Raw genomic sequence first — 25675 nt, 5'->3', positions numbered from 1 at the left:
CCTGATCCCGGTCAGTGCGCCTGATCCCAGTTGGGCCCGACGCCGATCTCGGCCAGCAGCGGCACCCTGAGATCGGCGACGCCGGCCATCAGGCGCGGGATCTCGATCTTCAACCAGTCCACCTCTGATGCGGGCACCTCGAACACCAGCTCGTCGTGCACCTGCATGATCATTTTTGTACTGCGCCGTTCCTGATCGAGCACCTGCTGCACCTTCACCATGCTGAGCTTGATCAGGTCCGCCGCGGTGCCCTGCATCGGCGCGTTGATGGCGGCGCGCTCGGCCCCGCTGCGGCGCGGGCCGTTCGGCGAATTGATCTCGGGCAGGTACAGGCGCCGGCCGAACACGGTCTCCACATAGCCCTTGGCCTTGGCGCTCAGCCTGGTTTCGTCCATGTAGCGCTTGACGCCGGCAAAGCGCTGGAAATAGCGCTCGATGTAGTTCTTGGCCGCGGTGTTGTCGATGCCCAGGTTGCGCGCCAGACCATAGGCGCTCATGCCATAGATCAACCCGAAGTTGATGACCTTGGCATAGCGGCGCTGCTCGCTGCTGACCTGCTCAAGCGCCACGCCAAACACCTCGGCGGCGGTCGCGCGGTGCACGTCCAGGCCCTCGTGGAAGGCGCGCAGGAGCGATTCATCGCCGCTGATGTGGGCCATGATGCGCAGCTCGATCTGGCTGTAGTCCGCGCTCGCGATGACGCTGCCGGGCGGCGCCACAAAGGCTTCGCGGATGCGCCGACCCTCGGGCGTGCGGATCGGGATGTTCTGCAGGTTCGGGTCGTTGCTGGACAGGCGCCCCGTCACCGCCACGGCCTGCGCGTAATGCGTGTGCACGCGGCCCGTGCGCGGCAGCGCCATCTGCGCGAGCTTGTCGGTGTAGGTGCCCTTGAGTTTGGAAAGTCCCCGGTGCTCCAGGATCTTGGCCGGCAGCGGGTAATCTTCGGCGAGTTTTTCCAGCACCTCTTCGTCGGTGCTGGGGGCGCCGGTGGCGGTTTTCTTGACCACGGGCAGGCCGAGCTTGGTGAAGAAGATCTCGCCGATCTGCTTCGGTGACCCGAGGTTGAAGGGCTGGCCCGCGAGCGCGTGCGCCTCGGCCTCCAGCTGCACAATGCGCGCGCCCAGCTCGGCGCTTTGCCGCGCCAGTGTCGGCGCATCGATCAGCACACCGTTGCGCTCGACGCGGAACAAAGCCTCGCTGCTGGCAATCTCCAGCTCGTAGATGAAGTGCAGCCCCTTGCCCGGATGACTGTCGGCCTGCAGCCGCGGCCACAGCACCCGGTGCACATCCAGCGTCTGGTCCGAGTCCTCGCACGAGTACTCGGCCGCCTTGGCCACATCGACCTGCGCAAACGCAATCTGGTGCGCGCCCTTGCCGCACAGGTCTTCGTAGTGGATGCCGCTGCGCCCCAGGTGGCGCTCGGCCAGACTCGCCAGGCCATGCGGCTTGTGCACCTCCAGGACATAGCTTTGCAGCATGGTGTCGTGTGCGTAGCCGGCCACCTCGATGCCGTGGTTCGCGAACACATGGCGGTCGTACTTGATGTGCTGGCCAAGCTTGAGTTTGGCCGGGTTTTCCAGCCAGGGTTTGAGTCTGGCGAGCACCTCGTCGAAGGGCAACTGTACTGGCGCATCCGGCCCCGCGTGGCGCAGCGGAATGTAGGCGGCCTCGCCCGGCGTCACGCTGAAAGAAATGCCCACGATCTGGGCGCGCATTTCGTCGAGCGAGGTGGTTTCGGTGTCCACGGCCACCAGATCGGCGGCTTCGATTTTGGCGAGCCACGCGTTTAGGGTATCCCAGTCAAGAATGGTGTCGTAGGCGACGGTGCTGACGCGGGCGGGCGGAGAGGCGAGTTCATCGAACAGGCCTGGGGCGCGCTCGGAATGGGGGTCAGAGCCAGCTCCGCTTTGCTGCGTGGATCCGACCCCCATTCCGGCCTCCATTCCTGAGCCTGCGCCCGGCTCATCGGCCAGGCCTCTGGCCAGGCCCTTGAACCCATATTTTTCGTAAAAAACCTTCAATGCCTTCGTATCCATTGGATTGATGGCTATCGAATCCATAGCCGGCAGACCTTCGACATAGTCCGTCAGATCGCAGTCCGTCTTGACGGTCAGCAGTTGGCGGGCGGTCGGCAGCCAGTCGAAGGCCTTACGCAAATTCTCGCCGGCCACCCCCTTGATGTTGCCGGCGTTGGCCACCACGCCTTCAAGCGATCCGTACTCCTGCAGCCATTTCGCCGCGGTCTTGGGGCCGACCTTTTCCACGCCCGGCACGTTGTCGACCTGATCGCCCACCAGCGTCTGGTAATCGACCATCAGGTGCGCGGGCACGCCGAACTCGGCTTGCACGCCGGCCAGGTCGCGCCGCTTGCCGTTCATGGTGTCGATGATGGTGATGTGCTCGTTGACGAGCTGGGCCAGATCCTTGTCGCCACTGGAAACGACCACTTCGATGCCCTGCCGTGCCGCCGTCATGGCCAGCGTGCCGATCACGTCGTCGGCCTCGACGCCGGGCACGGCCAGCACCTTCCAGCCGAGCAGGCGCACGACTTCGTGGATCGGCTCGATCTGGCTGCGCAGGTCGTCCGGCATGGGGCTGCGGTGCTGCTTGTACTCGGGATAGATGGCGTCGCGAAAGGTCGGCCCTTTAGCGTCAAAAATGCAGGCGGCAAAGTCGGCGCGCACGTCCTTGCGCAGCCGCTCCATCATGTTGACCATGCCGCGAATGGCGCCGGTGGCCGCACTGGCGGGATCGCCCGGCACGGCGCGCAGGTCGGGCATGGCATGAAATGCGCGGTACAGGTAGCTGGAGCCATCCACCAGCAGCAGGGTCTTTTTCGGGCTATTTTGATCAGTGTTTGGGTCGCTCATGCCCGGATTGTGCACGGCCGCCCCGCGCAGGCGCACATCGCGTGCGCCGCCTACAATGACGGTATGCGTCTCACCCATTTTTCCCTGTTGCTGGCCGTGTGCTGCGGCGCCGCCCTGGCCCAGACGCCGGCGCCGCCGCAAGCCCCTGCGCCCGGCGCCAAATTGGCCCCGGAGCAACGCATCGAGCGCATCCACCACGAGGACGCGGGCAGCAGCATCGACGAGTTGCGCTACGGCGGGGAGACACAAAGCATCACCGTGCAGCCCAAGGCCAACGTGCCGGCCTACGAAATCCAGCCGAACAACGGTACCCACGGCGAATCAGCGGCGCGTGACGGTGCCAGCCCTGCGCCTGCCGGCCAGCGCGTCTGGAAAATCCTGAAATATTGAAATGTTGTTTTGATCGATGGCTGTCTATACCGAAGTCTCTTTCGACGAGGCGCGCGAGCTGCTGCGCCTGCTGAACCTGGGGGAGTTGACGGCGCTGCGCGGCATCGAAGGCGGCATCGAAAACACCAATTACTTCGTCACCACCGAGCAGGACGGCACACCCAAGGACTACGTGCTCACGCTGTTCGAGCGCCTGACATCGGAGCAACTGCCCTTTTACCTGCACCTGATGAAGCATCTGGCGCAGCATGGCCTGCCGGTGCCCGACCCGGCGGCGAACCGGGACGGCGACATCCTGCACACGGTGCAAGGCAAGCCCGCCGCCGTCGTGAACCGCCTGCGCGGCCACAGCGAGCTCGCACCGACGCCGGCTCACTGCGCCGCGGTGGGCGCCCTGCTGGCGCGCATGCACCTGGCCGCACGTGACTTTGCACAGCACCAGCCCAACCTGCGCGGCCTGCCCTGGTGGAACCAGACCGTGCCGGTGGTACTGCCGCACCTGGGCGCATCGCAGGCGGCACTGATTCAGAGCGAGCTGGCCTACCAGAACCACGTGGCGGCCTCCTCCGCCTACGCCGCGCTGCCGCGCGGGCCGGTGCATGCCGACCTGTTCCGCGACAACGTGCTGTTCGAGAACGGCGTGCTCACCGGGGTGTTCGATTTTTATTTTGCCGGCGTCGACAGCTGGCTGTTCGACCTGGCCGTGTGCCTGAACGACTGGTGCATTGACTTGGAAGCCGGCACGCACGACGCCATGCGTGCCGACAGCCTGCTCGCCGCCTATGCCGCGGTGCGCCCTTTGACTGCCGCCGAGCGCCAACTGCTGCCCGCCATGCTGCGCGCCGGCGCCTTGCGCTTCTGGATTTCGCGCTTGTGGGACCAGCACCTGCCGCGCGAGGCCGCCATCCTGAAGGCGCACGATCCATCACATTTCGAGCGGGTATTGCGCGAGCGGACCCGCCACCCTGTCACACTCTGAACAGCACCGGCCGGTCCGGCCGCACTTGAAATTCACCCTTTTCGGCGTGCAAAACCGGTTTTTGCATGCCAACCCCGGAACTGCTGCCCTGCTGACCACCTATCATGAAATTGAACATCGTCCCCGCGCGTACCGGCATTGAATGGGTCAAACTGGGGATACAAACCTTCTTCAAACAGCCGCTCGCGCTGGCCGGCCTGTTCTTCATGTTCATGGCCATCATGTCGATCGCCACGCTGATCCCCTTCATTGGCGGCGCGCTCGCGCTCGCGCTCCTGCCGGCGGCCACGCTGGGCCTGATGGCCGCCACGCAGGAAGCGACCAAAGGCAAGTTCCCGATGCCCTCCATCCTGATCACCGCGTTTCGCGCCGGCCGCCAGCAATTGCGCTCCATGCTGGTGCTGGGCGCACTCTACGCCGCGGGTTTCCTGCTGGTGATGGGCATCTCGGCCCTGTTCGACGGCGGCCAGTTCGCCCGGATGTATCTGCTGGGCGACAGGGTCTCGGGCGACATGATCCTGTCCTCCGATTTCCAGCTCGCCATGTGGGTCGCCATGGGCCTGTACCTACCGCTGTCGCTGCTGTTCTGGCACGCGCCGGCGCTGGTGCACTGGCATGGCGTGCCGCCGTTAAAGAGCCTTTTTTTCAGCATCGTCGCCTGCTTTCGCAATTTCGGCGCCTTTACCGTTTATGGGCTGGTCTGGGCCGCGGTGTTTATCGCCACCGGCCTGGTGTTCACGCTGCTGGCAGCGCTGGTGGGCAGCCCCGAGCTCGTGTCGGTGGCCATGATGCCGGTCGCGCTGCTGATGGCGACCATGTTCTTCACCTCGATCTACTTCACGTTTCGGGACAGCTTTTCCACCACCGAGCCCGAAACGGCCTAGCGCAGCGAAGGGCCGCCCCGAGCAAGCCCGGGCCCCTCGGGGGGCAGCGACGACACGCCGTGCGGAGCGTGGGGGCTCTTTTCTACACCGGCACCAGCTTGGCCACGCTCAGCGCCAGCCACTTGACGCCGTGGCGCGGGAAGTTGACCTGCGCGCGCGCGTCGTCACCCACGCCCTCCAGCGTGATCACGGTGCCTTCGCCGAACTTGGTGTGAAACACCTGCAGCCCCAGGCGCAGGCCGTGCGAGGGAACGGCTTTTTGCGCCGGCACGGGCGGGCTCGCGTACTGCCCCGTCAAGCGCGAATAATCTTGACCAAAACCGCCTCCAGCCCTTGAGTAGCGTTCGCTTGAAGCTCCCGAATTCATAGCAAACCCAGAGCCGAAGCCCTGATTCTTCGGGGTGAGCCACTTCAGTGCCGACTCCGGCAGTTCGTCAAAAAACCGGCTCTTCGGGTTGTAGCGTGTCTGGCCGTGCAGCATGCGTGTTTGCGAATAGCTCAGGTACAGCCGCTTGCGCGCGCGCGTGATCGCCACATACATCAGTCGGCGCTCTTCTTCCAGGCCGTCGGGGTCACTCATCGAGTTCTCGTGCGGGAACAGCCCTTCTTCCAGCCCGGTGATGAACACGCAGTCGAATTCCAGCCCCTTGGCGGAGTGCACGGTCATCAGCTGCACCGCGTCCTGCCCGGCCTGCGCCTGGTTGTCGCCGGATTCGAGCGCCGCGTGGGTCAGGAAAGCCGCCAGTGGTGACAACGTCTCGCCCGTGTCGGCATCGGGGGCGGGCAGGTCCGCCACGGGCCGATGGAGGTCCAGCCCCTGGCTGGCGGGTGATTGGCTCAGCGCGTGCCCCAACTCATCGACCGGCAGCGCCACCGCGTCACGGCCAAAGCCCTCCTGCGAGACAAAGCTCTCGGCCGCGTTGACCAGTTCTTCCAGGTTCTCGACGCGGTCCGCGCCTTCACGTTCGGCCTTGTAGTGCTCGATCAGGCCGCTCGCACCCAGCACCATCTCGATGATGTCGCGCAGCGTCATGCCTTGGGTCTGCTCGCGCAGCACGTCGATCTTGGCCACGAACGCGCCCAGGTTGGCGCCGGCCTTGCCGGTCACCGTGCTCACGGCGTCAACCAGCGAGCAGCCGGCGGCGCGCGCGGCGTCCTGCAGCTGCTCGATGCTGCGCGCGCCAATGCCGCGCGGCGGAAAGTTGACGACGCGCATGAAGCTGGTGTCGTCGCGCGGGTTCTCCAGCAGGCGCAAATAGGCCAGTGCATGCTTGATCTCGGCGCGCTCGAAAAACCGCAGGCCGCCGTACACACGGTACGGCACGCCGGCGTTAAACAGCGCCGTCTCGATCACCCGGCTTTGCGCATTGCTGCGGTACAGCACGGCAATCTCGTGGCGCGCGATGCCGGCATCAAGGCCTTCGCCGCGCACCAGCTGGCGCATTTCATCGACCATCCACTGCGCCTCGGCGAAGTCGCTGGTGGATTCATACACGCGCACCGGCTCACCGGGGCCCTGATCCGTGCGCAGGTTCTTGCCCAGGCGCCGGCTGTTGTGGCTGATCAGCTCGTTGGCCGAGTCCAGGATGTTGCTGTAGCTGCGGTAGTTCTGCTCCAGCTTGATCTGGTGCTTGACGCCGAACTCGCGCACGAAGTCGGCCATGTTGCCGACCCGCGCACCGCGAAAGGCGTAGATGCTCTGGTCGTCGTCGCCCACCGCCAGCACGCTGCTCGTGCCGCTTGCGCCGCCCACCGATCCCTGGCCGGCCAGTTGCTTGATCCAGGCGTACTGCAGCTTGTTGGTGTCCTGGAATTCGTCGATCAGGATGTGCCGAAAGCGCCGCTGGTAATGCTCGCGAATTGGATCGTTGTCGCGCAGCAGCTCATAAGAGCGCAGCATCAGTTCGCCGAAATCGACCACGCCTTCGCGCTGGCACTGCTCCTCGTAGAGCTGGTAAATCTCGATCTTCTTGCGCGTTTCTTCGTCGCGCGCCTCCACCATGTTGGGGCGCAGGCCGTCTTCCTTGCAGCCCGCGATGAACCATTGCGTCTGCTTGGCCGGAAAGCGCTCGTCGTCCACGTTGAACTGCTTCATCAGGCGCTTGATGGCGCTGAGCTGGTCCTGCGTATCGAGGATCTGGAAGCTTTGCGGCAGGTTGGCGAGCTTGTGGTGCGCGCGCAAAAAACGGTTGCACAGCCCGTGGAAAGTGCCGATCCACATGCCGCGCACGTTCACCGGCAGCATGCTGGACAGGCGCGTCATCATCTCCTTGGCGGCCTTGTTGGTAAAGGTCACGGCCAGCACGCCGCCGGGCGAGATCTGGCCGGTTTGCAGCAGCCAGGCGATGCGCGTGGTGAGCACGCGCGTCTTGCCCGAGCCGGCCCCCGCCAGAATCAGCGCATGCTCGTTCGGCAGCGTCACAGCGGCGCGCTGCTCCGGGTTGAGGTTGTCCAGCAATGGGGAGTTGGTCGCGCCGGGCCGTGTGATTTCTGAGAACATACGGTCATTGTAGAAAGCCCCCGATGAAACCCCTGCTTTATCTGTTTTGCCTTGCCACCTGCACGCTGGCGCAGGCGCAGTCGTTTTGCGCCAGCGACGGCGAGGCGGCGCCCGTGGCGCTGGTGGAGCGCTTCATCAGTGCCGATTGCGAGGCTTGCTGGAGCGACGCCGGCACCCCGAAGACGGAGGCGAGGCAATTGGCCATCGACTGGATCGTGCCCTCCGCCCGCGGCGATGACGCCCCACTGTCCGCCGCCGCCAGCCGCGATGCCCTCTCGCGTCTGCAGGCTCTGGGCCGCAGTGCGCCCACGCAGACCCTGACCATCACCAGCCCGGTCGCCGGCGCCAAGGCGGGCACAAAGGCGCTGCCGCTGCGCGTGGCGCACGGCCTGCCGTTCAACGACTACATCGCCGGATCGATCGAAATGAAACCTGCACCGGCTGCGGCAGCCAGCAGCAGCCCGTGGACCGCCTGGCTGGTGCTGGTGGAAACCATTCCGGCCGGCCAGGATGGCACGCCTGTCGCACGCAATCTCACAAGAAACGCCTTGGAGTCCATATGGGACGCGCACAAGCAGCTATCAGAATCGGAGCAACCCCGCTTCTTTGAGTCGCGCCCCATGTACATTCCGCCAGGGGCCCACCCGGAGCGTTTGCGCGTGCTGGGCTGGGTGCAGGATGCCCACGGGCACGTGCTGGCGGCCGCCCAGTCGCGCTGCAAGCCTGGCGGATGACATCAACACAAGCAAGTACAATCAATCACCGGGCCCAAGCAATTGCGACCCGGTTTTTTGTTTCCGCATCGCCAGGGTGCACCCGGAAACAGAACCGGCTCCAGTCCAAGCGCTCAATCGTCTTTTTTTGACTATTCTGGAGCTTGGATGCCATGGAAATCTTCGACTACGACAACGTTCTTTTGCTGCCGCGCAAGTGCCGCGTGGAAAGCCGCGCCGAGTGCGATGCCGCGGTGGAGCTGGGCGGGCGCAGCTTTCGCATCCCGGTGGTGCCGGCCAACATGAAAACGGTGGTGGACGAATCGATCTGCACCTGGCTGGCGCAAAACGGCTATTTCTATGTGATGCACCGGTTCGATCTGGACAACGTGCAGTTCGTCAAAAACATGAAGGCCAAGGGAATCTTTGCCTCGATCTCGCTGGGCGTGAAGAAGCCCGACTACGAAACCGTGGACCTGCTGGTGGCCACGGGCCTGGCGCCCGACTACATCACCATTGACGTTGCCCATGGCCATGCCGACAGCGTGAAAAACATGATCGGCTACCTCAAGGAAAAACTGCCCGCGGCCTTCGTAATCGCGGGCAATGTAGGCACCCCCGAGGCCATCATCGACCTGGAGAATTGGGGCGCGGACGCGACCAAGGTCGGCATCGGGCCGGGCAAGGTCTGCATCACCAAACTCAAGACCGGCTTTGGCACCGGCGGCTGGCAACTGTCGGCGCTCAAATGGTGCGCGCGCGTGGCGACCAAGCCCATCATTGCCGATGGCGGCATCCGCGAGCACGGCGACATCGCCAAGTCGATCCGCTTCGGCGCCACCATGATCATGATCGGCTCGATGCTGGCCGGCCACGAGGAAAGCCCGGGCCAGACGGTGGAAGTCGACGGCAAGCTGTACAAGGAGTACTACGGCTCGGCCAGCGACTTCAACAAGGGTGAGTACAGGCACGTGGAAGGCAAGCGCATCCTCGAGCCCATCAAGGGCCGACTCGCCGACACCCTGCGCGAGATGGAGGAAGACGTGCAAAGCTCCATCAGCTACGCGGGCGGCAAACGCCTGATGGATATCCGCAAGGTGAACTACGTCATCCTGGGCGGCGACAACGCGGGCGAGCATCTGCTGATGTAGCGGACTGGCTCGCCGGCTCCAAAATTTGCGGCATAATTGCGCCCTGGCTTTCACGCGTGCCGCATGGCGACGACAAGCCGGTGTTATTGGGGGGGTAGCTCAGCTGGGAGAGCGCTGCGTTCGCAATGCAGAGGTCGGGAGTTCGATCCTCCTCCTCTCCACCACAGTATCGTTTTTAAAAGTGGGTTCTTAGCTCAGCTGGTAGAGCAGCGGACTCTTAATCCGTAGGTCGAGAGTTCGAATCTCTCAGAACCCACCACTTTATCCTAATGAAATCAATGACTTAGCCTAAACAGCGGCTGAGTCCCTCACCCATTTAAGTCAAAGTTATTGCAATTGGTGTTGCAATTCATGCGTGGCTACTGCTGGATGGTTTGCACTCAATTGCAGCCGACCGATTGCCGGTAGCCTGCGCCAATCCCCACCGAGTTTCAAACTCCCGCCAGATGAAGTTTGGCCGGAAGCTTCAGTTCCGGCATGTCGTCTGTAGGTCCACACCTCTTACCTCAGCATGCCACCATTGAGTGCTTCCCGGCAAACCCGTCAGTTGGGCATGAACGTACCGTCGTACCGTTTACCTCTACGGTATCAGCGCTTCGATTTGTTCGTCCGTAAGCCCCGGAAACTCGGCCCGAAGCTCGGCCAGAGTCTCTTCCCACGGTTTGACGTTTTTTAGGAACTCCTGCGCCGTTACCGGCTTCACCGTTTTGTCCTGTTTATTTTGAATCGCCACGTGGACCTCCTGTTAGCTGAAGGCAGATTTAACGGCTCCCATAGGGTTTCACCGGGTCGTCTTGTTTGGCGCCAAACTGAGCGCACAACTTATCGAACTCAGCTTTGCTGATTTTCGTGGCATGCATCGCCCACTTGAACGGGTCAACCCCCGTCACCCATCCATTTGACCAAATCTGTGGCACGCCTTTCCCAGCGTTATCCCACCGAGCGGGGATCGCGTCATCGTTCTCGTATTGGTAGTATTCCATTCCCTTTCACCTATTTCACTTTCTTATAAACGGCACCATACAAGCGTGTTTGGGCATCCGTGGCAGTCACGTCTCCCCCCGAGTACGGTGACGCTGCCCGATGATGATCCCGAGCCCCCGGTGGTCGTCCGTCACGTCCACCGCGCCATGGGCCTTGAGTTGATCATCATCGAAGTCCTCGGGCAGTCCAGCTTTGATGGCTTCAAACCGTTTGAGGAAGTCCGCCACCGATTCCTTGTCGTGGTCGATAGCCGGGGGGAGCTTTGCCGACCTGCACGCCTGCGCAAACTGGTCTTCCAGCCACGGGTTGACACCCGCGCACCCGGCCACGACCTGTGACGACCACCACACATATTCGCGCTTTTGGTCTTCGGACCAATCGGGTGGCGGGGATACCGCAATGGACCTGAGGTTCGCTACCTTGTCCGCGATCTTGATGATCTTGGCGCGGGGTGATTTTTTCGGCGCGGCCTCTATTTGCCACTGCTTACGTTCGGCCTTGGTCAGGCTCTTGTCGTCCGTGACCTCGGCGACCAGTGCGGCCACATCCTCGCCAAAGATGTCGGCGATCTGTGTGCGACTGACCCCCACGTCTTCGATGGCATCGTGCAGCAGTGCCGCGATGATCAGATTGGCATCGGTCCCGCCGGTTGCTTCAGCGACAAGGTGGGCGACCTCTGCAAGGTGGTTGATGTAGGGCTCCGCACCCTCACCCTTGCGGCGCTGGTCCACGTGGGCACGCGCCACAAAATCAAAGGCCTGAGTAATTCGAACAAGGTCCCGAGCGACGGGGACCGCAGAAACGGCAGTGCCGCTGCTGGGCTGTGACATGAAAATCTCTCCTTAGCTTGATGGTTAAGCGCCCCGCAAAGAGGAAATCGGGCACTGATCACAGTAGACGTTCATCCTGCCATCTTGTCAATCATGATCGCAGGGGCGTCCCGTTTGTCGCGATGCATTATTTCTGCGGCAGCGCCATGCCAATGCACGATGTACGGGTTCTCCAAGGTGGCGGGGTCTCTGGTGACCTGCTGGAGGAACCACCCTATCATCCCGTCCCACGCGGCGGGGTTACCCGGTGGGTGAAGCGCCCATTGAAGCTCCTCCAAAGTCCAGTTGGACTTGATGCTGTTCGTCAGCATGGAACAGCACACCCAGTTTTCTTCCGCATCAGCGCCGCCTCGGGCCACTGGCATTTTGTGGTCAATTGTTGGCATCAGTTGCCAGTACGCCATATGGCACTCTGCCATCTTCCAGTTCGTTTGGTACGGAAATTCTGATGGCAAGTAGTGCGACAGCAGATGCAGCACCGGGGGAAAGACAAGACGGGTGCCTTTGTAGCGATCAATGAAACCGTCCCTAGCAAAAACCCGTGTCATTTCTCTGGCTGAGTAGTGCCGGCCAGATTTCTGTGGTGGGCTGAACGGATACTCGTCGGCGACCACGCGAGACGCGCCCGAAAAGTCGTTTGCCGCGATCAGGCCACACGCCTTTTCTATGATCTCATTGTGATTGAAATTCACGGTCCTATTTCTCACGATGTCGGGGGGAACCTGCTGCTACCCGCGCCCCCTAATCCCAGCTGGAATCTCGCACCCAGTTTCTGGCTCGCGCGCTTTTCACTGCGGCAACCATGCTCCATGGAGTCGGCCTTTTCCAACCGTTTGAGGTAGGGGTTCATTTGGTTTCTAACCAAGGAGCCCGGTGCAGGTCGTTTTTGTACCTATCGCAGTGATTGATACCTCTTTGGCGCATCAGGAGGCCGTTGGTTTCGTCATAGGAGAAAAACTCCTTGCCCGTGTAAGCCCCAAAACTGTTTTTAGAGTTCACGTACCCGCAAAGAAGAGTACCGTCCAACAACATGGACATCCATGGGAATTTTGCGGATTCCGGGTCTTTCAGGCTCTCCATCATCTTGGTTTTGAGCTTACGCGCAGCCTCCGCATGGGCGTCGATCAAAGCCTGCTCCTGATCCGCTGCTCGTTTGTTCTCTTCCTGCTGGTAAACACGGGCCTGTTCCTCTGGCGTTTTGTGGACACAGGAATACAGGCCGAACAGAGGTAGCCCTAGCAAAAACCCCAAAGCAATTAACCCTCCAAGCGTTTGAGAAATTTTGGTACTTGTAGGTAACGCCTTGAAAGCCTCTGAACGAGCCTCAGCACGCACTTGACTCGCCGCCGCCTTGGCTTGTCGTTTTTCTGATGCCGCTTGCGCGGCAGCAGCTTTGGCTTTTTTCTCGTACTCAAGCACCTGAATTTTCGCCAGCTCTTTCTGATAATTTTTACCGAACATTTCGTACTCCTATTTTTGTGCAATTGATTGCAGAGTTACCGGCCCAGCACCGCATACCCACGATTCGCCATGCAGCGCATCACAATGTCCTGTTGGGCGCCCGTAGCGGCGGGAAGTCTGCATAGATTTCCGGGAACCCACTTGGTGCTTGGGACTCGCGCAGCAGGTACCCCCGGGGTTCGATGAAACTGTGGATCGACCGCTTGGGCCTCTCGTGCCAACTGATATTGAACGCGCAGATGGCAGGGAAAAATTGAAGCTCGCTGTAGGGCAGATGATCGTGTACCCAATAGGCCAGCGCCCGCCAATCAGCGCCTTGCGCGTAGCGGTCAGTGAACCACGGAAGCGCAATACACGCAGTGGCACCTTTCAGACCCTCGGCATCAAGCCGATCCCAGATATGGCCTCCGTCGTTGGCCTCATTCTTGGCACAACCATACCCGTGTTCGTTGCAGAGGTTGTTGACTTCGCATGACCGAAAGGAGGAACGAATGGCAACCCGACCAAAGGTCGCGTTCAGGGGTTCAAGAAGCTCTTCACATAAGTTCCGACCGACCTCGACGGCTAGGTCCGGGTTGTCAGGGATGTTTTGGAGGCCATGGAAACTGGCGGTCTCGGAGTACAGGAACTCCCGCATGTAGAACGAGCGCGAGAGGCGAACTTTGCCAAATTCTTCCAGTGCGTCGACAGACCGTGGCTTACGCACGGTGACTCCTTGGGGACGCGAAGCCGTTGCGCGAATTGCCGTCATTCATACGTTTTCCTTGAGGCGTGTGCCCTAGCACGCGAAATTGCTCAAAGCATAACGCATACAACCGTATGCAGACAATACCTGCCAAATCGGCAACGCTCGCCCGCTTATGCGCGAAAAGGGGCTACCGACGTTGATCTTTGGGGAGGTGTTGCAAGAATTACGCTTGCGGCAGGCACTCACACAAGACCAGCTTGCCGAACTCGCAGACACCGAGCGCAGCCATATCAGCGCTCTTGAACGCGCCGAAAAAGGGCCTGCACTGGCAACAATTTTTAGGCTGGCCGATGCGCTGGGGATGCCCGCCGGAGAGTTGATAGGTCTGGTCGAACAGCGGCTGAAGGCCCGGCAAGCCTAAACGGTGCCCGGCGCTCTGTAGAACTGCAACAACGCATCCGCCCCGTCTGAGATATACAAGGGTGTAGCCGAGGCTCCCGCCCAGCCTTGGGGCCTTGGGGCAATTCGAAGTTCAGGAAGTCGTCAACGATGTTCTTGCTTAAGGGGCGCCAACTGCGCTGGTGCCGTGCAATCAGTTGCATTTTTTCTCACCAATTGATCTCAACCAGTCCGCCACCTCGGCGAGGGTCATCGGCTTTCGTCCCATGGCCTTATTAATGGATCGGCGCGCCCAAACGTTAAACATGACATCCCCCATTTTACTGGTAGCCCCGAAGTGACCATAGTATTTCGCCATTGCGGCAATCCGCTCGGTTTGTTCGGCGGCTTCTGAGTAAAAATACAGTGCATTACGGATGCACGGGTCCTCAATTTGGTTAAGTTGCTTTTCCTTGGGTACGTCTTCCCACCCCACCCCTAAAAATTCTTGCCAGTCGCTACTACAAGGAGGGTAGCGTTCATCGACCATAAGCAACTCGATACCGGGAAATCCTCCAAGCGCATCGAGCTTGGCAAAATATTCATCGCTAGTCTCTTCGGTCTCCATCGCCACCTTCATAATTTCGCTGTAGCGATCTTGCTCCCGGTGCTTCATTTCTCTCGCATCTTTTAAGGCCTTAACAACCGCATCGCCATTAGGCGCCACTGTCTTGGGGAGGACCTGCTTAACGGCCATGACCGACCCCCAGACCTTCCAAGATCATTGCCATGTTCATCCTCTTCCCAAAGACATCGCCGTCAGGCGCGCTGGCCGTGGTGTTGGGTACCGCAAAGTTGGTGATGACAAACTCGGCAGCGCGCAGACGCACGGCCTCAGATTTCCCACTGGTGATGATGCGTTGCACCTCGTCCACGGCCACGCCTACACAGGCTTGCAGCCTCTCGATGGATGCGCTGTTGATTTGATCGCGCAAACTCGCAAGGGCACCCGAAAATTGGGGGTTGTGGTTCATCCACTCAGAGACCGTGGAGGCCTTTACGCCAATGGTTTTCGCGCACTCAACGCCGGACATACCCTGTGCAAGGAGGGGCAGCGCCGTTGCCTGTTTTTGAGTTAGTTGTTGAACCATGTCTTCGGAAAAGTTCGGGTTTATGCCGCCGTAAAAACAGCGCAATGACGCGCAGGCTCATATCACGTCAATTCGCCAAAATCAGCACCGGTAAAAGTAAATGTGCTCTGCCGTCATCGTGTTTTTAATTGTCGTGGATGACTATCCTCCGATCAAGACACGATGGATAGTTATCGGCATCAGTTGATTTTCAGCGCGGCCCGCTTGAGCGGCAGCCCCCACAGCCTGCTGACAACACGGGCTTGACCGTTAGCGGCGCTCAGCTATCCGGTGGTGCAGAGTTTTCACTGCAATTGAATTGCACGGTGTCAGAGGGCGATGACCGCCAGCGCCTTGGGCAGACCCTGCCAGAGAAATTCGGGCGGCCACCTCCGCGCCCTCGGTCACTGTGGGATAGGGGTTGGACCTTTGCACTTGATTGCACGGCATCAGGGGGCGATGACGGCAAGCGCCTTGGGCAGACCCTGCCAGAGAAATTCGGGCGACCACCATGGGGCTTGCACAGTATCCAACATCGCCATGTATTTCTTGCGTATTGTGGGGTGATTCGATAGCGCCTGTGGCACACCTATCTTCAGGCTCTCAACGATGAAATCCTGCCAGTCCTGATCGTCGGAGGCAGCTTTGGCAGCTGCAAGATCGGCGATGGCCAATTTTTTAAACGGATTTTTCATGTTTATCAGGTCTACCGGGGCGACCCCGAGTTTCCGCACTACAGCTTCGATCCGCGTTTGTGGAAAAACGTTTGAGTATGGCTCTTTGCCTGTGTCAAGCAACTGTTTGTGCTTGTCGTAGATGCGAAACCGCTGGGGACTCGTGTTGCTGCCGATATAGGTCGTGCCGAGGTGACCGCCATCTTCTTTCCATATCTTCGATGTCTTGGTGTACTTCCGGTAGGGCAAAAAACTATGGTGCTTGTGAGTCAGTGAATCGGCAGCGAGTTCGAGGTAGGTGACCTTGCCGGTCTGATGCAGCTTGGCGTAATTGAACTCCGGCATCACCGCTGTCAGTAAATCCTTGAAGGTCTGAAAATCACCGGCCTTAAACTGGGATGGGTACAAGGTGAGACTGAAATACCGGTGCATCGACTTTCCACCGAACAACCGATTTGCGCCGACTTTGATATCTGCAATTTTCCGTTTGCTGGCCTTGGATTTACCATACGCGGCATAGTAGTCAAGACGCCGTAAGTACTGCCCTTGAAATACTTTGATCTTGCCAAGGGGCAACAAGGCAGGCTGTTTTGCCTTGAGGGTGTACAGCCGATTTTCTGTCTGGTGGTAAAAGTCTTTACTGCCGATAACGACCGTAATGCTGATCCTATCGACGAGCAAGCGTTTCCAAATGCTCATCTCACAGCCCCTCCTTGGGCTGCTTGAATATCCATCCTACTGGCTTACTAGTATTGAGGCATCGTGGGGTAGGTGCTGTGCATGCCCGGCATTTCTGCTGAATGCGCAGCGCAGTCCCCACGCACTTCTGTGCATCATTTTTCGAGGTGGTTTTTTATCGTTTCTGTTCGCCAATATTGGCGGCCTCTGACCATGCCGTCCGCAGCAGGAATCAGACCTTTTTCAAGGTGAACGTAAACTGTGGAGTGACCTAAATCGTAATAGGTCATGAGATGCCCAATGCGCAACCTTCCGGGCTGGTTTAGGTCGACACGGGGGAGAGCTTTGCTATGCCCACGACCACGGTTCGGCTTGGGCTCGCGCTGATTGACTATCGTGACTGCCATGCAGTTCTCCTAATAACGAGAATTGCATGCTTCCCGTTGAAGTGATTAGACTGGTCATACCACCAGTCCCACGCGATTTCAGCGGCAAGCCGCCTAAACCGAGTCCACTCCATTGGTCGCAGGTGTAGCTATTACAAACCAGATTCAACCTGAGGTCAAGCGGCATGATGCCCTTGAACATTGACGGCCGAAATATCCGGCGTTCATTGCGGCGCAGCCGACTACTTTGCTGCCTGTAGAGGTACAACATTTGAAGCGTGCTCAACACCGTGCCGAACAGCCCCTAGATAGTCGATCCATGCACGTAATGCGGCTTCTTTGGTTTTCATGTGGTTGCTCTTGTCGTACACCTTGTCTTGAACACCGCTGATACCGTGGCTCAGTAGCTGCGCCCGCGTATCTTTGTGAATACCCAACGTCCCAGCCATCATGGTTTCACAGGTTCGACGAATATCACCCCCGCGAAACGGTGTCATGGACTCTTTGGCTTTGAGCATGGCCATGCTGATTCCATGAACGACACCCGACAGTGTTTCTGCGTTGATGATCGAGCCCCCAGTACTGGCAAACACGTTGCCCTTGGCATTGCGCTCACTCACGGGGTTAATGGCCTTGAGCTGCTCAATGCGGTCCCGCAACTCCGGCAATAGGGGCAGGACGTGGGCGCGAGGCTGTGCGCGCTTCCCCTTGGGGTCGTACAACGTGAATGCGCCATCTGTCACATCGGCGTGGGTCAAGCGGATGAGTTGCTGCAGCCGCTGCCCGCCGGACATGATTTGAAGCTCAAGCGCCAAACGGTGTATCGGGGACGGGAGCAACTCCAGTCGTATCAGGTAATTCCGCAGTTCGTCCACTGTCAGGGTACGCTCCCCGACCTTGTGAAACGCTGCGGCCATTTTGGTCGCTGGGACGGCGGCGGCCGGGTTCATCGTCAGATCAAACCCTATCGCGCTCGCCGGCGCCATCGGGTCGAGCTCAGCGCCCAAGGCGAGCTTGAACGCCGCAGCCATGTAGGAGCGCAGCTTGAGCGCCGTGCGGCCCTTCTTGGTCGCCGTATCAGGACCAACAAGACGCGTCAGAATCGTCGAAACGTCCCGGGCCGTAACTGCGGTCGCGGACGACGACACCAATTCGGGAAACGGCTTGGCGATATGGTTCTGTACCATGTTCTCCACGTCGTAGGCCGATCGCGCTTTGCCTTTGGCCTTCAGGGAATCGACATACGCATCCATGAGCGCCTGTAGCGTCTTTTTCTTCAGTTCATGAAGCTTCGCGACCGCAGTGGCTTGGGCCTTCTGTACGGATGCTTTCTCAAGCTCACGCTGCGCGGCTGGGTCGACCCCAGTTTGAAGGCCCGCCTGAAGTTTCCGTGCAAGCAGTCGGGCCTCGGCAATGGTCAAAAATCCTTCCTGCACTTTGGGGCTGTACCGGCTGGCCTTGCCGTTCAAAAGCATGGTGGCGCGCTTGCCTGTGCTACCCCAGTAGATGAACAACCACTCGGACACCGACCCCGTTTTGGTTTGCCGCTTGCGAATTTTGAGCCGTCCTGCCCCCGTATCGATAGCGCCATCAGAAAGGACCTGCCCCGGCTTCATTGCGGCAATGGCGGCAGTTGTCAGGGGCTTCCCAACCGTGCGCTTGAGCGTCGTAACTGAAGTTGCCATAGACCTACCTAGAATATCTTGTTGCAATTGGTGTTGCAATTGAGTGCTGGCTAAAGAAATTCAGTGTAGGTTACTTATGGAGATAAATCAACTGTAACTTATTGATTTTATTGACAAACTATCCGATTGTGGAATTCTTCTGGATAGAGCGAAACAGTATTTTATGTGACTCTTAATCCGTAGGTCGAGAGTTCGAATCTCTCAGAACCCACCACTTTCCAAGCGGTCTGCACGGTGCGGCATTCACCACCCAAGTGGGTAGACTGCCAGTCCTGTCGTTATACGTGTCGTTATCCACCAGCAGGCAGGGGCATCCTGCACCAGCCCGGGACACTGCCACCTTGCCCCGACAATAGCAGGCAACAAGCCCAGGCAGCAGGTACATCCGACAAAGACCTTGTATCTCTGCAAAGAGTGCTCGTCGTGAGCAGGCAACAGCAGCTACCAAAGGAAGCACCTGGCCGATAGCTCCGCCATATCGCTTTCCCTGACAAGGCAGCGACGGCCGCGACTCGATTGACGGTACCCTTTTTCCCCGCTGGTCCGGCGCCGCGCGCGAACCTGGACCCTTCGCCCTGGTGCAGGCATTTTTGAAACTTTTTGCTATTCCTTTGATAGCGTCTCGTTCCCGAGACTTAAATACCCATTAGGCATCCTTACACCAGTGCACTTAAGGGAAAGGCTCCCTGATTTCTTCTTGTAAAATTGTCGACAATTCTTACATATAGTAACCATCGATCTACCTGATTTTTCGTAACTACTTGATTCATATGATGATTTCTTTATTGGCACGTTAACTGCTTGTTACACTGCGAATCAAGTGGATCGGTCCGAATTTCAAGGAACAATATGAGCTTCAAGAAGACGTTAAAGAATATTTTGATGGTTGCTGTGACGGTGGCTGCGATGTCCATTGGAACCGCTCAGGCTTCAATCACAACTTTTTATATGAGTTTTTCTAACGGTGGCGACATCTCTGGATCCCTGGTTCTCAATGGAACCGCTAATGGCGACGGGTCATACACGATCGTTAACGGGACAGGGATGCAAACTGTGCAAGGTGTTTTTGACACGCTATCTTTGATACCGAGAAATACGGCCGGCTTCGAAGCAAATACGACAACTGACGGGCTCTGGTACTACGACAACCAGTTCAATCCAACCAGTGACCCATTAATAACCACCACTGGCGGTTTGATGTTTTCGGGCAGCAATGGACTAGAGGTGAATTTGTGGGCAACTGGCCCGGGTAGTTACTGGTATGACTCGCTTGTCAATGGTGGGCCGTACCTCTATGGCACTTCTGGAACGCAAGTGTCCTTCAGTGCTACTGTTCCCGAGCCCTCAACTCTTGCGTTGCTTGGGCTAGCCCTTGTCGGCGTCGGTATTTCGCGTCGCAAAGCCGGCAAGAACACGAACGTATAAAGAATTTCGCCCACGAAAGCCCGCCAATGGCGGGCTTTCCCGTTGCGGGAGTCTGGCGGAGCTGGCGTAGTGCGCCCAAAGATCTCTCGGAACCCACCATTGATGACAGGGCTGTTGGCGATAATGTTCGCTAACAGCCCTTTCTACTCTCAAGGCGCGGCGCACGGCGCGCCCTCCCACACAAAACTCTCATGCTTGTCCAAGACGGTCTGCCCACGCCGGCGCGTTACCACGCGATGGCGGTCATCATTCTCGGCATTGCGCTGTCGGTGCTCGACGGCACCATCGTCAACCTGGCGTTGCCCGGTATCGCGCGCGACCTGCAGGCCAGCGCCTCGCAGGCCGTCTGGGTCGTCAACGCCTACCAGGTGGCCACGCTCGGCCTGTTGCTGCCGTGTGCAACGCTGGGCGACCTGATTGGCTACCGGCGCGTGTACCTGGGCGGGCTGGTGCTGTTCACGGCGGCCTCGCTCGTCTGCGCGCTGTCCAATTCGCTGCCGATGCTGGCCGGGGCGCGCGCCATCCAGGGACTGGGTGCGGCCGGCATCATGTCGGTCAATTCAGCGCTATTGCGCCTGATTTACCCGCGGCGCCTGCTCGGGCGCGGCGTGGCGATCAATTCGCTGGTGGTGGCCACCGCCGCGGTGGCCGGGCCTTCCATCGCCGCCGGCATCCTGTCGGTGGCGTCCTGGCCCTGGCTGTTTGTCTTCAACCTGCCGCTGGGCGTGGCCGTGCTATGGCTGGGCCTGCGCGCCCTGCCGCAGAACGCCGTGGCGGCACCGGCCGGCGTGCGGCTGTCATGGCTCGACGTGCTGCTCAATGCGCTGATGTTCAGCCTGGTGGTGCTCGGGGTCGATGCGCTGGGCGCGCACGGCGGATCGTCTGCGACACCCGCCAGCCTGGGCACAGGCGTGGCCCTGCTGGCGGGCGGCCTGCTGGTTGGCCTGGTCTATATACGCCGCCAGTGGACCCAGCCGCTGCCGCTGTTTCCGCTGGACCTGCTGCGCATTCCCGTGTTCGCGCTGTCGATGTGTTCCTCGGTGGGCGCCTTTGCGGCGCAGATGCTGGCCTACATCGCGCTGCCGTTCCTGCTGCTCGACAGCTACGGCCGCACGCCGCTGCAAGCGGGCCTGTTGATCACCGCCTGGCCGCTGGCCATCGTGGTCGTGGCGCCCATTGTGGGCCGCCTGATCGGCCGCTACCCGGACGGCCTGCTCGGCGGCATCGGCATGGCCATCATGGCGATCGGGCTGGCCTTGATGGCGGCGCTGCCGGCCCAGCCGGACAACGCCGCCATTGCCTGGCGCATGGTGCTGTGCGGCATCGGCTTCGGCATGTTCCAGTCGCCCAACAACCACACCATCGTGACAACGGCGCCCGCGCACCGTTCAGGTGGCGCCAGCGGCATGCTGGGCACGGCGCGGCTCACCGGCCAGACGCTGGGCGCGGTGCTGCTGTCCATTATTTTCAGTATCGAGAATGCCCACAATGGGCGCGGCCCGGTGATTGCACTGGCGCTGGCGGCCTGCTTCGCGGCGGTGGCGGGTGCCTTCAGTTCGCTGCGCGTGGGGCGGGCTCCGGCAACCGCCTGACGCAACGGATGGCGAAGCACCTGCGCACGACGCATCACGCGGCACGTCGCGGCTGATGCAAGCTCGTATAGTCATTCCCACACAACCAACCCGGGCCACAGCATGCGTTCACTCCTCGAGACTTTAGCCACCATCAAACCGCGGCGGACCGCGGTGCTGCGGGGTTTGCTGGCAAGCATGGCACTGCTGCTCGGCGCCTGCACGACTGCACCACCTTTGCCACCTGCCGGCGCCACGCTGTCCAGCGCACAGATTGCCGCGATCGTGGCCAGTCCGGACCGCAGCGCGGCGGACCGCACCAACGACCTGCGCCGCAAACCGGCGCAGATGCTGGCCTTTATCGGCGTGCGCCCGGGCATGGTGGCGCTGGACCTGAGCGCGGCACGCGGCTACACCACCGAACTGATTGCACGCGCCGTCGGACCCACCGGGCGCGTGTACGGGCAAAACGCGCCGCGCGATCCCGCCCGCGCCCAACCCATGGTCCGCGAGGGCGTGTCAGGCCCCGTGATGCCAATGACATCAGCGGCGCCTTTGACGCTGGCCGAGCGCGCCCAAAATCCGGCGACCCGCAACATCATTCCCATCGCGCGGCCCTTTGAAGACCCGGCGCCCCCCGAAGTGGCAGCTAACGGGCTTGACCTTGTGACCCTGATGTTCAATTACCACGACTTCGGCCACATGGGGGTGGACCGCGCGCGCGTGAACCGCGCCGTGTTCGCCGCGCTCAAGCCCGGGGGCCTGTATGTCATTGCCGACCACGCGGGCCGGCCCGGCACCGGCATCTCCGAGTCGGGCACGCTGCACCGCATTGAAGAGTCCTTCCTGCGCCAGGAAGTCGAAGCCGCCGGATTCAGGCTCGTGGCAGAAGGTAATTTCCTGCGCAACCCGGCCGACCCGCGCGACAGGAACACGCCCGAACCAGCGCAGCCCAAGGACGAGTTCGTCCTGAAATTCGTCAAACCCTGATCGGTGCGCCAGGCAGCACTGTGGACGGCAAGCCGCGCAAGGCGCACGTGACCGGGCCGCTGGCCACGGCCGCGCAGTTCCTGCCGCAGCTGGCGCGCACCCTGGGCAAGGATGCTTTCTTCCTCACGCTGCTGGCGGTGCTGGCCGTGCTGACGGTGCTGGCGCCCGGGCAGATCGGGTCCTACCCTTCGCTGGTCGACTGGCCCACCATTGCGGCGCTGACGGGCCTGTTGCTGCTCACCAAGGGGGTGGAGAACAGTGGCGCCCTGCACCGCCTGGGCCTCTGGGCCATTGCGCGGGTGAACACGCAGCGCTCCGCGGCGCTGTGCCTGGTGCTGGCGGCGGCACTGCTGTCCACGCTCCTGACCAACGATGTCGCGCTGTTCGTCGTGGTGCCGCTGACGCTGGGCGTGTGCCGCATCGCCCGACTGCCCGCCACGCGGCTGGTCGTGTTCGAGGCGCTGGCGGTCAACGCAGGCTCGGCGCTCACGCCCATCGGCAATCCGCAGAACCTGTTCTTGTGGCAGCTGTCGAACAGCTCGTTCGGGCATTTCGTGGCCCACATGCTGCCACTGGTCGTCGTGCTAATGGTCCTGCTGCTGGCGCTGACCGTCGCGTCATTTCCGGCCCGGCCCATGCACGTGAATCTTCAGGAAAATGAACAGCCGCTGGACCGCGCCCTGCTCGGCGTCTCGCTGGCACTGTATGTACCTTTTCTGCTGCTCACCGATCTGCACCATGCGCCGTGGGCGCTCGCCGCGCTGGCGCTGATCTTTCTCCTGGTGCGCCGGCGCGTGCTGCTGCAAATCGACTGGGGCCTGCTGCTCGTGTTCATTCTGATGTTTGTCGATCTGCGCCTGCTGGCCGGGCAAAGTCTGGTGCATGGCTGGATGGGCCGGCTGGATCTGGTGCAGCCGCAGCACCTGTTCTGGACCGGCGTCGGCGTCTCGCAGCTCATCAGCAATGTGCCGGCCGCCATTGCCCTGGCCGAATACTCGCACGACTGGCGGGTGATCGCCTACGGCGTGAACATCGGCGGCTTTGGCGTCATGGTCGGCTCGCTGGCGAACCTGATTGCCCTGCGCATGGTGGGCGATCGCCGGGCGTGGCTGAGCTTTCACGCCTATTCCCTGCCTTTTCTGGCAGTCGCGGGCATCGTGGGCTACGCCCTGCTCTACTGGTAATCTGCGCAGCGCTGTCGTCGCATGAAAAGGGCCTGCACGTCTTGCGACGTGCAGGCCCTTGAATCAAAGCGGTACCGGATCAGTCGCGCACCGGCTTGGCGGGACGCTTGTGGGCATCGCGCGGCACAAAGACCTTGCCGCCATTGCCAGGCCGGACCGACATGGGTTTGCCAAACGCGGGCTTGCGGGCGGCGAAGTCGCCGCGCGGGGCCGCGCCTTCGCTGCGGCCGGCGCCGGCAAAGCGGTCGTTGAAGCCGCCCTTGCGCTCGTAGCTGAAACCCTCGCGCGGCGGGCCTTCGCGGCGTTCCTTGCCCTGGCCAAAACCGCCGTTACTATTATTTTGATAGCTACCTGAGCCCGGATTGAAAGGGCCACGGGCGCTTTTATCACCAAATCCGCCGCGATCAGCACCGCGCGCGGGGCCGAACTTGCGATCCCGCGAATGGTTGTCGCGGCCACCTCGGTCGCTGTCACGGCCGCCAAAATTGCTGCGCGGGCGTGCATCGGGAAAGCGCTGCTGCGGCTCCAGGCCCGGAATCGTCTCGGCCTTGAACTGCTGGCGGGTGTAGCTCTCGATATCGAAAATCTTGCGGCGATCGCGGAACTCGGCAAACGTCACGGCGATGCCATCGCGCCCGGCGCGGCCGGTGCGGCCGATGCGGTGGGTGTAGTCCTCGGCCTTCATCGGCAGGCCGAAGTTGAACACATGGCTGATGGTCGGCACGTCGATGCCGCGCGCGGCCACATCGGTGGCCACCAGGATTTGCACATGGCCTTCGCGCAGCGCCATCAGGCGCCGGTTGCGCAGGCCCTGGTTCAACGCGCCATGCAGTGCCACGGCAGAAAAGCCGTCCTGCTGCAGATCATTCGCCAGGCCGTCGCACTCGATCTGGGTGCTGGCAAACACAATCGCCTGATTGATCGTGGTGTCGCGCAGCCAGTGGTCGAGCAGCTTGCGCTTGTGCTGGGCGTTGTCGGCCCAGAATAGAACCTGCTTGATGTTCTGGTGCTTTTCCTGCGGGCTGTCGATCTGCAGGCGCTGCGGCTCGCGCATCACGCGCTGGGCCAGTTGCTGGATGCGCGGCGCCAGCGTGGCGCTGAACATCATGGTCTGCTTGCGCTCGATGGTGAGCTGGTTGACTTCCGCCAGATCGTCGGCAAAGCCGAGGTCGAGCATGCGGTCGGCCTCGTCGACCACCAGAAACTGCACCTGGTCCAGCTTGATCTGCATCGAGCGTTGCAGGTCCAGCAGACGGCCGGGCGTGGCCACCACGAGGTTGGCGTTTTGCAGCTTGGCGATTTGCAACTGGTAGGGCATGCCGCCCACCACGTTGGCAATGCGCAGGCCGCGGCAGTGCTTGACCAGTTCAATGGCGTCATGCGCCACCTGCTGGGCCAGCTCGCGGGTCGGGCACAGCACCAGCGCGCCGGGCGCGGCCGCCTTGAAGTTGCGCGGATTGGTCGGGTCCTTGCGCTTGCCGCGCTTCGGGGGCGCTTCGCCCTTGGCGGCGGCATCGGCCACCGCGCGCTCGTATTCGGCACGCTCGTCGGCTTCGGCCTGCGCCTGCTGTTTCAGCAGGGTGTGCAGCACGGGCAACAGGAAGGCGGCGGTCTTGCCGCTGCCGGTCTGGCTGGAGACCATCAGGTCGATGAAGCGCGCGGCCTCGCTGCCCTGCGCCTCGCCCTGCATGGCCAGCGGAATGGTTTGCAGCTGCACCGTCGTCGGCTGGGTAAAGCCCAGGTCTTCGACGGCGCGCAGCAGCTCGGGCGCCAGGCCCAGCTTCACGAAACCGTTGGGAACGGCGGGGACCGGTTCGGCGACGTCTTGCGTCAGCACCTCGGCCGGCTCGGCAAACTCAGCGGCAGGCGCAGCAAAGGGCTCCGCCTGAAAAGAATCGCTGGAAGATTCGGTAGAAAAGGTTTCGGCAAGCGAGAAATCGCCTGTCGCGTCAAAAGCGTCAGTCATGGTGTACTCACACGAAAGCCCCGCAAGGTCTGCGGGCGCCCCGTCAATGGTTAAAAAACATCAACCATCAAACGAAGCTCAGTGCCAGTCATGCTGGCCGCAGCGAAGGCGCTGCTGGACTTGAGTTGGCTCGTATTGTCGAGCCGTGTGAGTGAAGG

At 61.0% G+C, this 25675-nt stretch carries 24 protein-coding genes and 2 tRNA genes; 12 read left to right on the top strand and 14 right to left on the bottom strand.

Annotated features, from left to right (window positions below; genetic code table 11):
- Nucleotides 1–11: 11 nt before the first annotated feature.
- The gene (polA, locus tag B0E49_RS03175) at nucleotides 12–2870 is read right to left on the bottom strand and encodes a DNA polymerase I (protein ID WP_077560617.1); all 2859 of its coding nucleotides are present in this window, start codon (nucleotides 2868–2870) and stop codon (nucleotides 12–14) included.
- Nucleotides 2871–2933: 63 nt separating this feature from the next.
- Here polA and B0E49_RS03170 point away from each other — a divergent pair, with 63 nt between their 5' ends.
- From B0E49_RS03170 to B0E49_RS03160, 3 genes are all read left to right on the top strand, one after another.
- On the top strand, nucleotides 2934–3260 hold the full coding sequence (locus B0E49_RS03170; RefSeq protein ID WP_077560616.1) for a hypothetical protein: 327 nt from the start codon (nucleotides 2934–2936) through the stop codon (nucleotides 3258–3260).
- A 16-nt stretch (nucleotides 3261–3276) separates the two neighbouring features.
- Complete coding sequence (locus B0E49_RS03165; RefSeq protein ID WP_077560497.1) at nucleotides 3277–4239, top strand: homoserine kinase; 963 nt, start codon at nucleotides 3277–3279, stop codon at nucleotides 4237–4239.
- 104 nt (nucleotides 4240–4343) lie between these two features.
- A complete protein-coding gene (locus tag B0E49_RS03160) occupies nucleotides 4344–5123 on the top strand; it encodes a BPSS1780 family membrane protein (RefSeq protein WP_077560496.1) in 780 nt (259 codons plus the stop codon).
- Between the two features lie 82 nt (nucleotides 5124–5205).
- Here the strand turns inward: B0E49_RS03160 and B0E49_RS03155 are convergent, their stop codons facing one another.
- The gene (locus B0E49_RS03155; RefSeq protein ID WP_077560495.1) at nucleotides 5206–7623 is read right to left on the bottom strand and encodes a UvrD-helicase domain-containing protein; all 2418 of its coding nucleotides are present in this window, start codon (nucleotides 7621–7623) and stop codon (nucleotides 5206–5208) included.
- A gap of 23 nt (nucleotides 7624–7646) precedes the next feature.
- Here B0E49_RS03155 and B0E49_RS03150 point away from each other — a divergent pair, with 23 nt between their 5' ends.
- The 4 genes from B0E49_RS03150 (at nucleotide 7647) to B0E49_RS03135 (ending at nucleotide 9746) form a co-directional block, all read left to right on the top strand.
- Nucleotides 7647–8357 carry a hypothetical protein gene (locus tag B0E49_RS03150; RefSeq protein ID WP_077560494.1) on the top strand — a complete coding sequence of 237 codons (711 nt, stop codon included), beginning with the start codon at nucleotides 7647–7649 and terminating at the stop codon, nucleotides 8355–8357.
- 152 nt (nucleotides 8358–8509) lie between these two features.
- The gene (locus tag B0E49_RS03145; protein WP_077560493.1) at nucleotides 8510–9487 is read left to right on the top strand and encodes a GMP reductase; all 978 of its coding nucleotides are present in this window, start codon (nucleotides 8510–8512) and stop codon (nucleotides 9485–9487) included.
- Between the two features lie 88 nt (nucleotides 9488–9575).
- Nucleotides 9576–9651: transfer RNA gene (locus B0E49_RS03140), tRNA-Ala, on the top strand.
- A 19-nt stretch (nucleotides 9652–9670) separates the two neighbouring features.
- Nucleotides 9671–9746, top strand: a tRNA-Lys gene (locus tag B0E49_RS03135).
- A 321-nt stretch (nucleotides 9747–10067) separates the two neighbouring features.
- On the opposite strand, the gene B0E49_RS20415 is transcribed toward B0E49_RS03135, so the two are convergent.
- The 6 genes from B0E49_RS20415 to B0E49_RS03110 form a co-directional block, all read right to left on the bottom strand.
- Nucleotides 10068–10220, bottom strand: a complete 153-nt coding sequence (locus B0E49_RS20415) for a hypothetical protein (protein WP_168174984.1) — start codon at nucleotides 10218–10220, stop codon at nucleotides 10068–10070.
- A gap of 28 nt (nucleotides 10221–10248) precedes the next feature.
- The gene (locus tag B0E49_RS03130; RefSeq protein WP_077560492.1) at nucleotides 10249–10470 is read right to left on the bottom strand and encodes a hypothetical protein; all 222 of its coding nucleotides are present in this window, start codon (nucleotides 10468–10470) and stop codon (nucleotides 10249–10251) included.
- Between the two features lie 66 nt (nucleotides 10471–10536).
- Entirely contained in the window at nucleotides 10537–11301 is a 765-nt protein-coding gene (locus B0E49_RS03125; RefSeq protein WP_077560491.1) for an HD domain-containing protein, read from the bottom strand.
- Nucleotides 11302–11372: 71 nt separating this feature from the next.
- A complete protein-coding gene (locus tag B0E49_RS03120) occupies nucleotides 11373–11993 on the bottom strand; it encodes an HNH endonuclease (RefSeq protein ID WP_217349207.1) in 621 nt (206 codons plus the stop codon).
- 154 nt (nucleotides 11994–12147) lie between these two features.
- A complete protein-coding gene (locus B0E49_RS03115; RefSeq protein ID WP_077560489.1) occupies nucleotides 12148–12762 on the bottom strand; it encodes a hypothetical protein in 615 nt (204 codons plus the stop codon).
- 79 nt (nucleotides 12763–12841) lie between these two features.
- A complete protein-coding gene (locus B0E49_RS03110; protein WP_077560488.1) occupies nucleotides 12842–13513 on the bottom strand; it encodes a hypothetical protein in 672 nt (223 codons plus the stop codon).
- A gap of 109 nt (nucleotides 13514–13622) precedes the next feature.
- Between B0E49_RS03110 and B0E49_RS03105 the strand changes: the two genes are divergently transcribed.
- Entirely contained in the window at nucleotides 13623–13871 is a 249-nt protein-coding gene (locus B0E49_RS03105; protein ID WP_077560487.1) for a helix-turn-helix domain-containing protein, read from the top strand.
- A gap of 171 nt (nucleotides 13872–14042) precedes the next feature.
- Here the strand turns inward: B0E49_RS03105 and B0E49_RS03100 are convergent, their stop codons facing one another.
- The 5 genes from B0E49_RS03100 to B0E49_RS03085 all read right to left on the bottom strand — a co-directional run bounded on the left by B0E49_RS03100 (nucleotide 14043) and on the right by B0E49_RS03085 (nucleotide 18381).
- Nucleotides 14043–14585 (bottom strand): hypothetical protein, encoded by a 543-nt coding sequence (locus B0E49_RS03100; RefSeq protein WP_077560486.1) that lies wholly within the window; start codon nucleotides 14583–14585, stop codon nucleotides 14043–14045.
- Nucleotides 14575–15024, bottom strand: coding sequence for a hypothetical protein (locus B0E49_RS03095; protein WP_168174983.1), 450 nt, complete (start codon nucleotides 15022–15024; stop codon nucleotides 14575–14577). The genes B0E49_RS03100 and B0E49_RS03095 overlap by 11 nt, the downstream gene beginning before the upstream one ends.
- A 383-nt stretch (nucleotides 15025–15407) precedes the next feature.
- Nucleotides 15408–16331: a replication initiation factor domain-containing protein gene (locus B0E49_RS03090; protein WP_077560484.1), complete on the bottom strand. Its 924-nt coding sequence runs from the start codon at nucleotides 16329–16331 to the stop codon at nucleotides 15408–15410.
- Nucleotides 16332–16465: 134 nt separating this feature from the next.
- Nucleotides 16466–16717: a hypothetical protein gene (locus B0E49_RS19960; RefSeq protein ID WP_144264403.1), complete on the bottom strand. Its 252-nt coding sequence runs from the start codon at nucleotides 16715–16717 to the stop codon at nucleotides 16466–16468.
- Nucleotides 16718–16938: 221 nt separating this feature from the next.
- The gene (locus tag B0E49_RS03085; RefSeq protein WP_077560483.1) at nucleotides 16939–18381 is read right to left on the bottom strand and encodes a tyrosine-type recombinase/integrase; all 1443 of its coding nucleotides are present in this window, start codon (nucleotides 18379–18381) and stop codon (nucleotides 16939–16941) included.
- 849 nt (nucleotides 18382–19230) lie between these two features.
- Between B0E49_RS03085 and B0E49_RS03080 the strand changes: the two genes are divergently transcribed.
- The 4 genes from B0E49_RS03080 (at nucleotide 19231) to B0E49_RS03065 (ending at nucleotide 23551) form a co-directional block, all read left to right on the top strand.
- Nucleotides 19231–19806 carry a PEP-CTERM sorting domain-containing protein gene (locus tag B0E49_RS03080; protein WP_077560482.1) on the top strand — a complete coding sequence of 192 codons (576 nt, stop codon included), beginning with the start codon at nucleotides 19231–19233 and terminating at the stop codon, nucleotides 19804–19806.
- 191 nt (nucleotides 19807–19997) lie between these two features.
- Nucleotides 19998–21398 carry an MFS transporter gene (locus B0E49_RS03075; protein ID WP_217349206.1) on the top strand — a complete coding sequence of 467 codons (1401 nt, stop codon included), beginning with the start codon at nucleotides 19998–20000 and terminating at the stop codon, nucleotides 21396–21398.
- A gap of 102 nt (nucleotides 21399–21500) precedes the next feature.
- Nucleotides 21501–22367, top strand: coding sequence for a class I SAM-dependent methyltransferase (locus B0E49_RS03070; protein ID WP_286137763.1), 867 nt, complete (start codon nucleotides 21501–21503; stop codon nucleotides 22365–22367).
- A 20-nt stretch (nucleotides 22368–22387) separates the two neighbouring features.
- A complete protein-coding gene (locus tag B0E49_RS03065; RefSeq protein WP_174571053.1) occupies nucleotides 22388–23551 on the top strand; it encodes an SLC13 family permease in 1164 nt (387 codons plus the stop codon).
- Nucleotides 23552–23630: 79 nt separating this feature from the next.
- Here the strand turns inward: B0E49_RS03065 and B0E49_RS03060 are convergent, their stop codons facing one another.
- Nucleotides 23631–25517 (bottom strand): DEAD/DEAH box helicase, encoded by a 1887-nt coding sequence (locus tag B0E49_RS03060; protein WP_077560480.1) that lies wholly within the window; start codon nucleotides 25515–25517, stop codon nucleotides 23631–23633.
- Between the last annotated feature and the right edge of the window lie 158 nt (nucleotides 25518–25675).

The organism is Polaromonas sp. C04, assembly GCF_002002705.1.
Taxonomy (GTDB): Bacteria; Pseudomonadota; Gammaproteobacteria; order Burkholderiales; family Burkholderiaceae_C; genus Rhodoferax_A.
The sequence above is the reverse complement of the archived record's forward strand: the minus strand, read 5'-3'. Positions and strand labels throughout refer to the sequence as shown.

What these genes read in the sequence shown, in the direction of transcription:
- polA (WP_077560617.1), bottom strand. Translation starts at nt 2,870, where the DNA reads ATGAGCGACCCAAACACTGATCAAAATAGCCCGAAAAAGACCCTGCTG.
- B0E49_RS03170 (WP_077560616.1), top strand. Translation starts at nt 2,934, where the DNA reads ATGCGTCTCACCCATTTTTCCCTGTTGCTGGCCGTGTGCTGCGGCGCC.
- B0E49_RS03165 (WP_077560497.1), top strand. Translation starts at nt 3,277, where the DNA reads ATGGCTGTCTATACCGAAGTCTCTTTCGACGAGGCGCGCGAGCTGCTG.
- B0E49_RS03160 (WP_077560496.1), top strand. Translation starts at nt 4,344, where the DNA reads ATGAAATTGAACATCGTCCCCGCGCGTACCGGCATTGAATGGGTCAAA.
- B0E49_RS03155 (WP_077560495.1), bottom strand. Translation starts at nt 7,623, where the DNA reads ATGTTCTCAGAAATCACACGGCCCGGCGCGACCAACTCCCCATTGCTG.
- B0E49_RS03150 (WP_077560494.1), top strand. Translation starts at nt 7,647, where the DNA reads ATGAAACCCCTGCTTTATCTGTTTTGCCTTGCCACCTGCACGCTGGCG.
- B0E49_RS03145 (WP_077560493.1), top strand. Translation starts at nt 8,510, where the DNA reads ATGGAAATCTTCGACTACGACAACGTTCTTTTGCTGCCGCGCAAGTGC.
- B0E49_RS03130 (WP_077560492.1), bottom strand. Translation starts at nt 10,470, where the DNA reads ATGGAATACTACCAATACGAGAACGATGACGCGATCCCCGCTCGGTGG.
- B0E49_RS03125 (WP_077560491.1), bottom strand. Translation starts at nt 11,301, where the DNA reads ATGTCACAGCCCAGCAGCGGCACTGCCGTTTCTGCGGTCCCCGTCGCT.
- B0E49_RS03115 (WP_077560489.1), bottom strand. Translation starts at nt 12,762, where the DNA reads ATGTTCGGTAAAAATTATCAGAAAGAGCTGGCGAAAATTCAGGTGCTT.
- B0E49_RS03110 (WP_077560488.1), bottom strand. Translation starts at nt 13,513, where the DNA reads ATGACGGCAATTCGCGCAACGGCTTCGCGTCCCCAAGGAGTCACCGTG.
- B0E49_RS03105 (WP_077560487.1), top strand. Translation starts at nt 13,623, where the DNA reads ATGCGCGAAAAGGGGCTACCGACGTTGATCTTTGGGGAGGTGTTGCAA.
- B0E49_RS03100 (WP_077560486.1), bottom strand. Translation starts at nt 14,585, where the DNA reads ATGGCCGTTAAGCAGGTCCTCCCCAAGACAGTGGCGCCTAATGGCGAT.
- B0E49_RS03090 (WP_077560484.1), bottom strand. Translation starts at nt 16,331, where the DNA reads ATGAGCATTTGGAAACGCTTGCTCGTCGATAGGATCAGCATTACGGTC.
- B0E49_RS19960 (WP_144264403.1), bottom strand. Translation starts at nt 16,717, where the DNA reads ATGGCAGTCACGATAGTCAATCAGCGCGAGCCCAAGCCGAACCGTGGT.
- B0E49_RS03085 (WP_077560483.1), bottom strand. Translation starts at nt 18,381, where the DNA reads ATGGCAACTTCAGTTACGACGCTCAAGCGCACGGTTGGGAAGCCCCTG.
- B0E49_RS03080 (WP_077560482.1), top strand. Translation starts at nt 19,231, where the DNA reads ATGAGCTTCAAGAAGACGTTAAAGAATATTTTGATGGTTGCTGTGACG.
- B0E49_RS03075 (WP_217349206.1), top strand. Translation starts at nt 19,998, where the DNA reads ATGCTTGTCCAAGACGGTCTGCCCACGCCGGCGCGTTACCACGCGATG.
- B0E49_RS03070 (WP_286137763.1), top strand. Translation starts at nt 21,501, where the DNA reads ATGCGTTCACTCCTCGAGACTTTAGCCACCATCAAACCGCGGCGGACC.
- B0E49_RS03060 (WP_077560480.1), bottom strand. Translation starts at nt 25,517, where the DNA reads ATGACTGACGCTTTTGACGCGACAGGCGATTTCTCGCTTGCCGAAACC.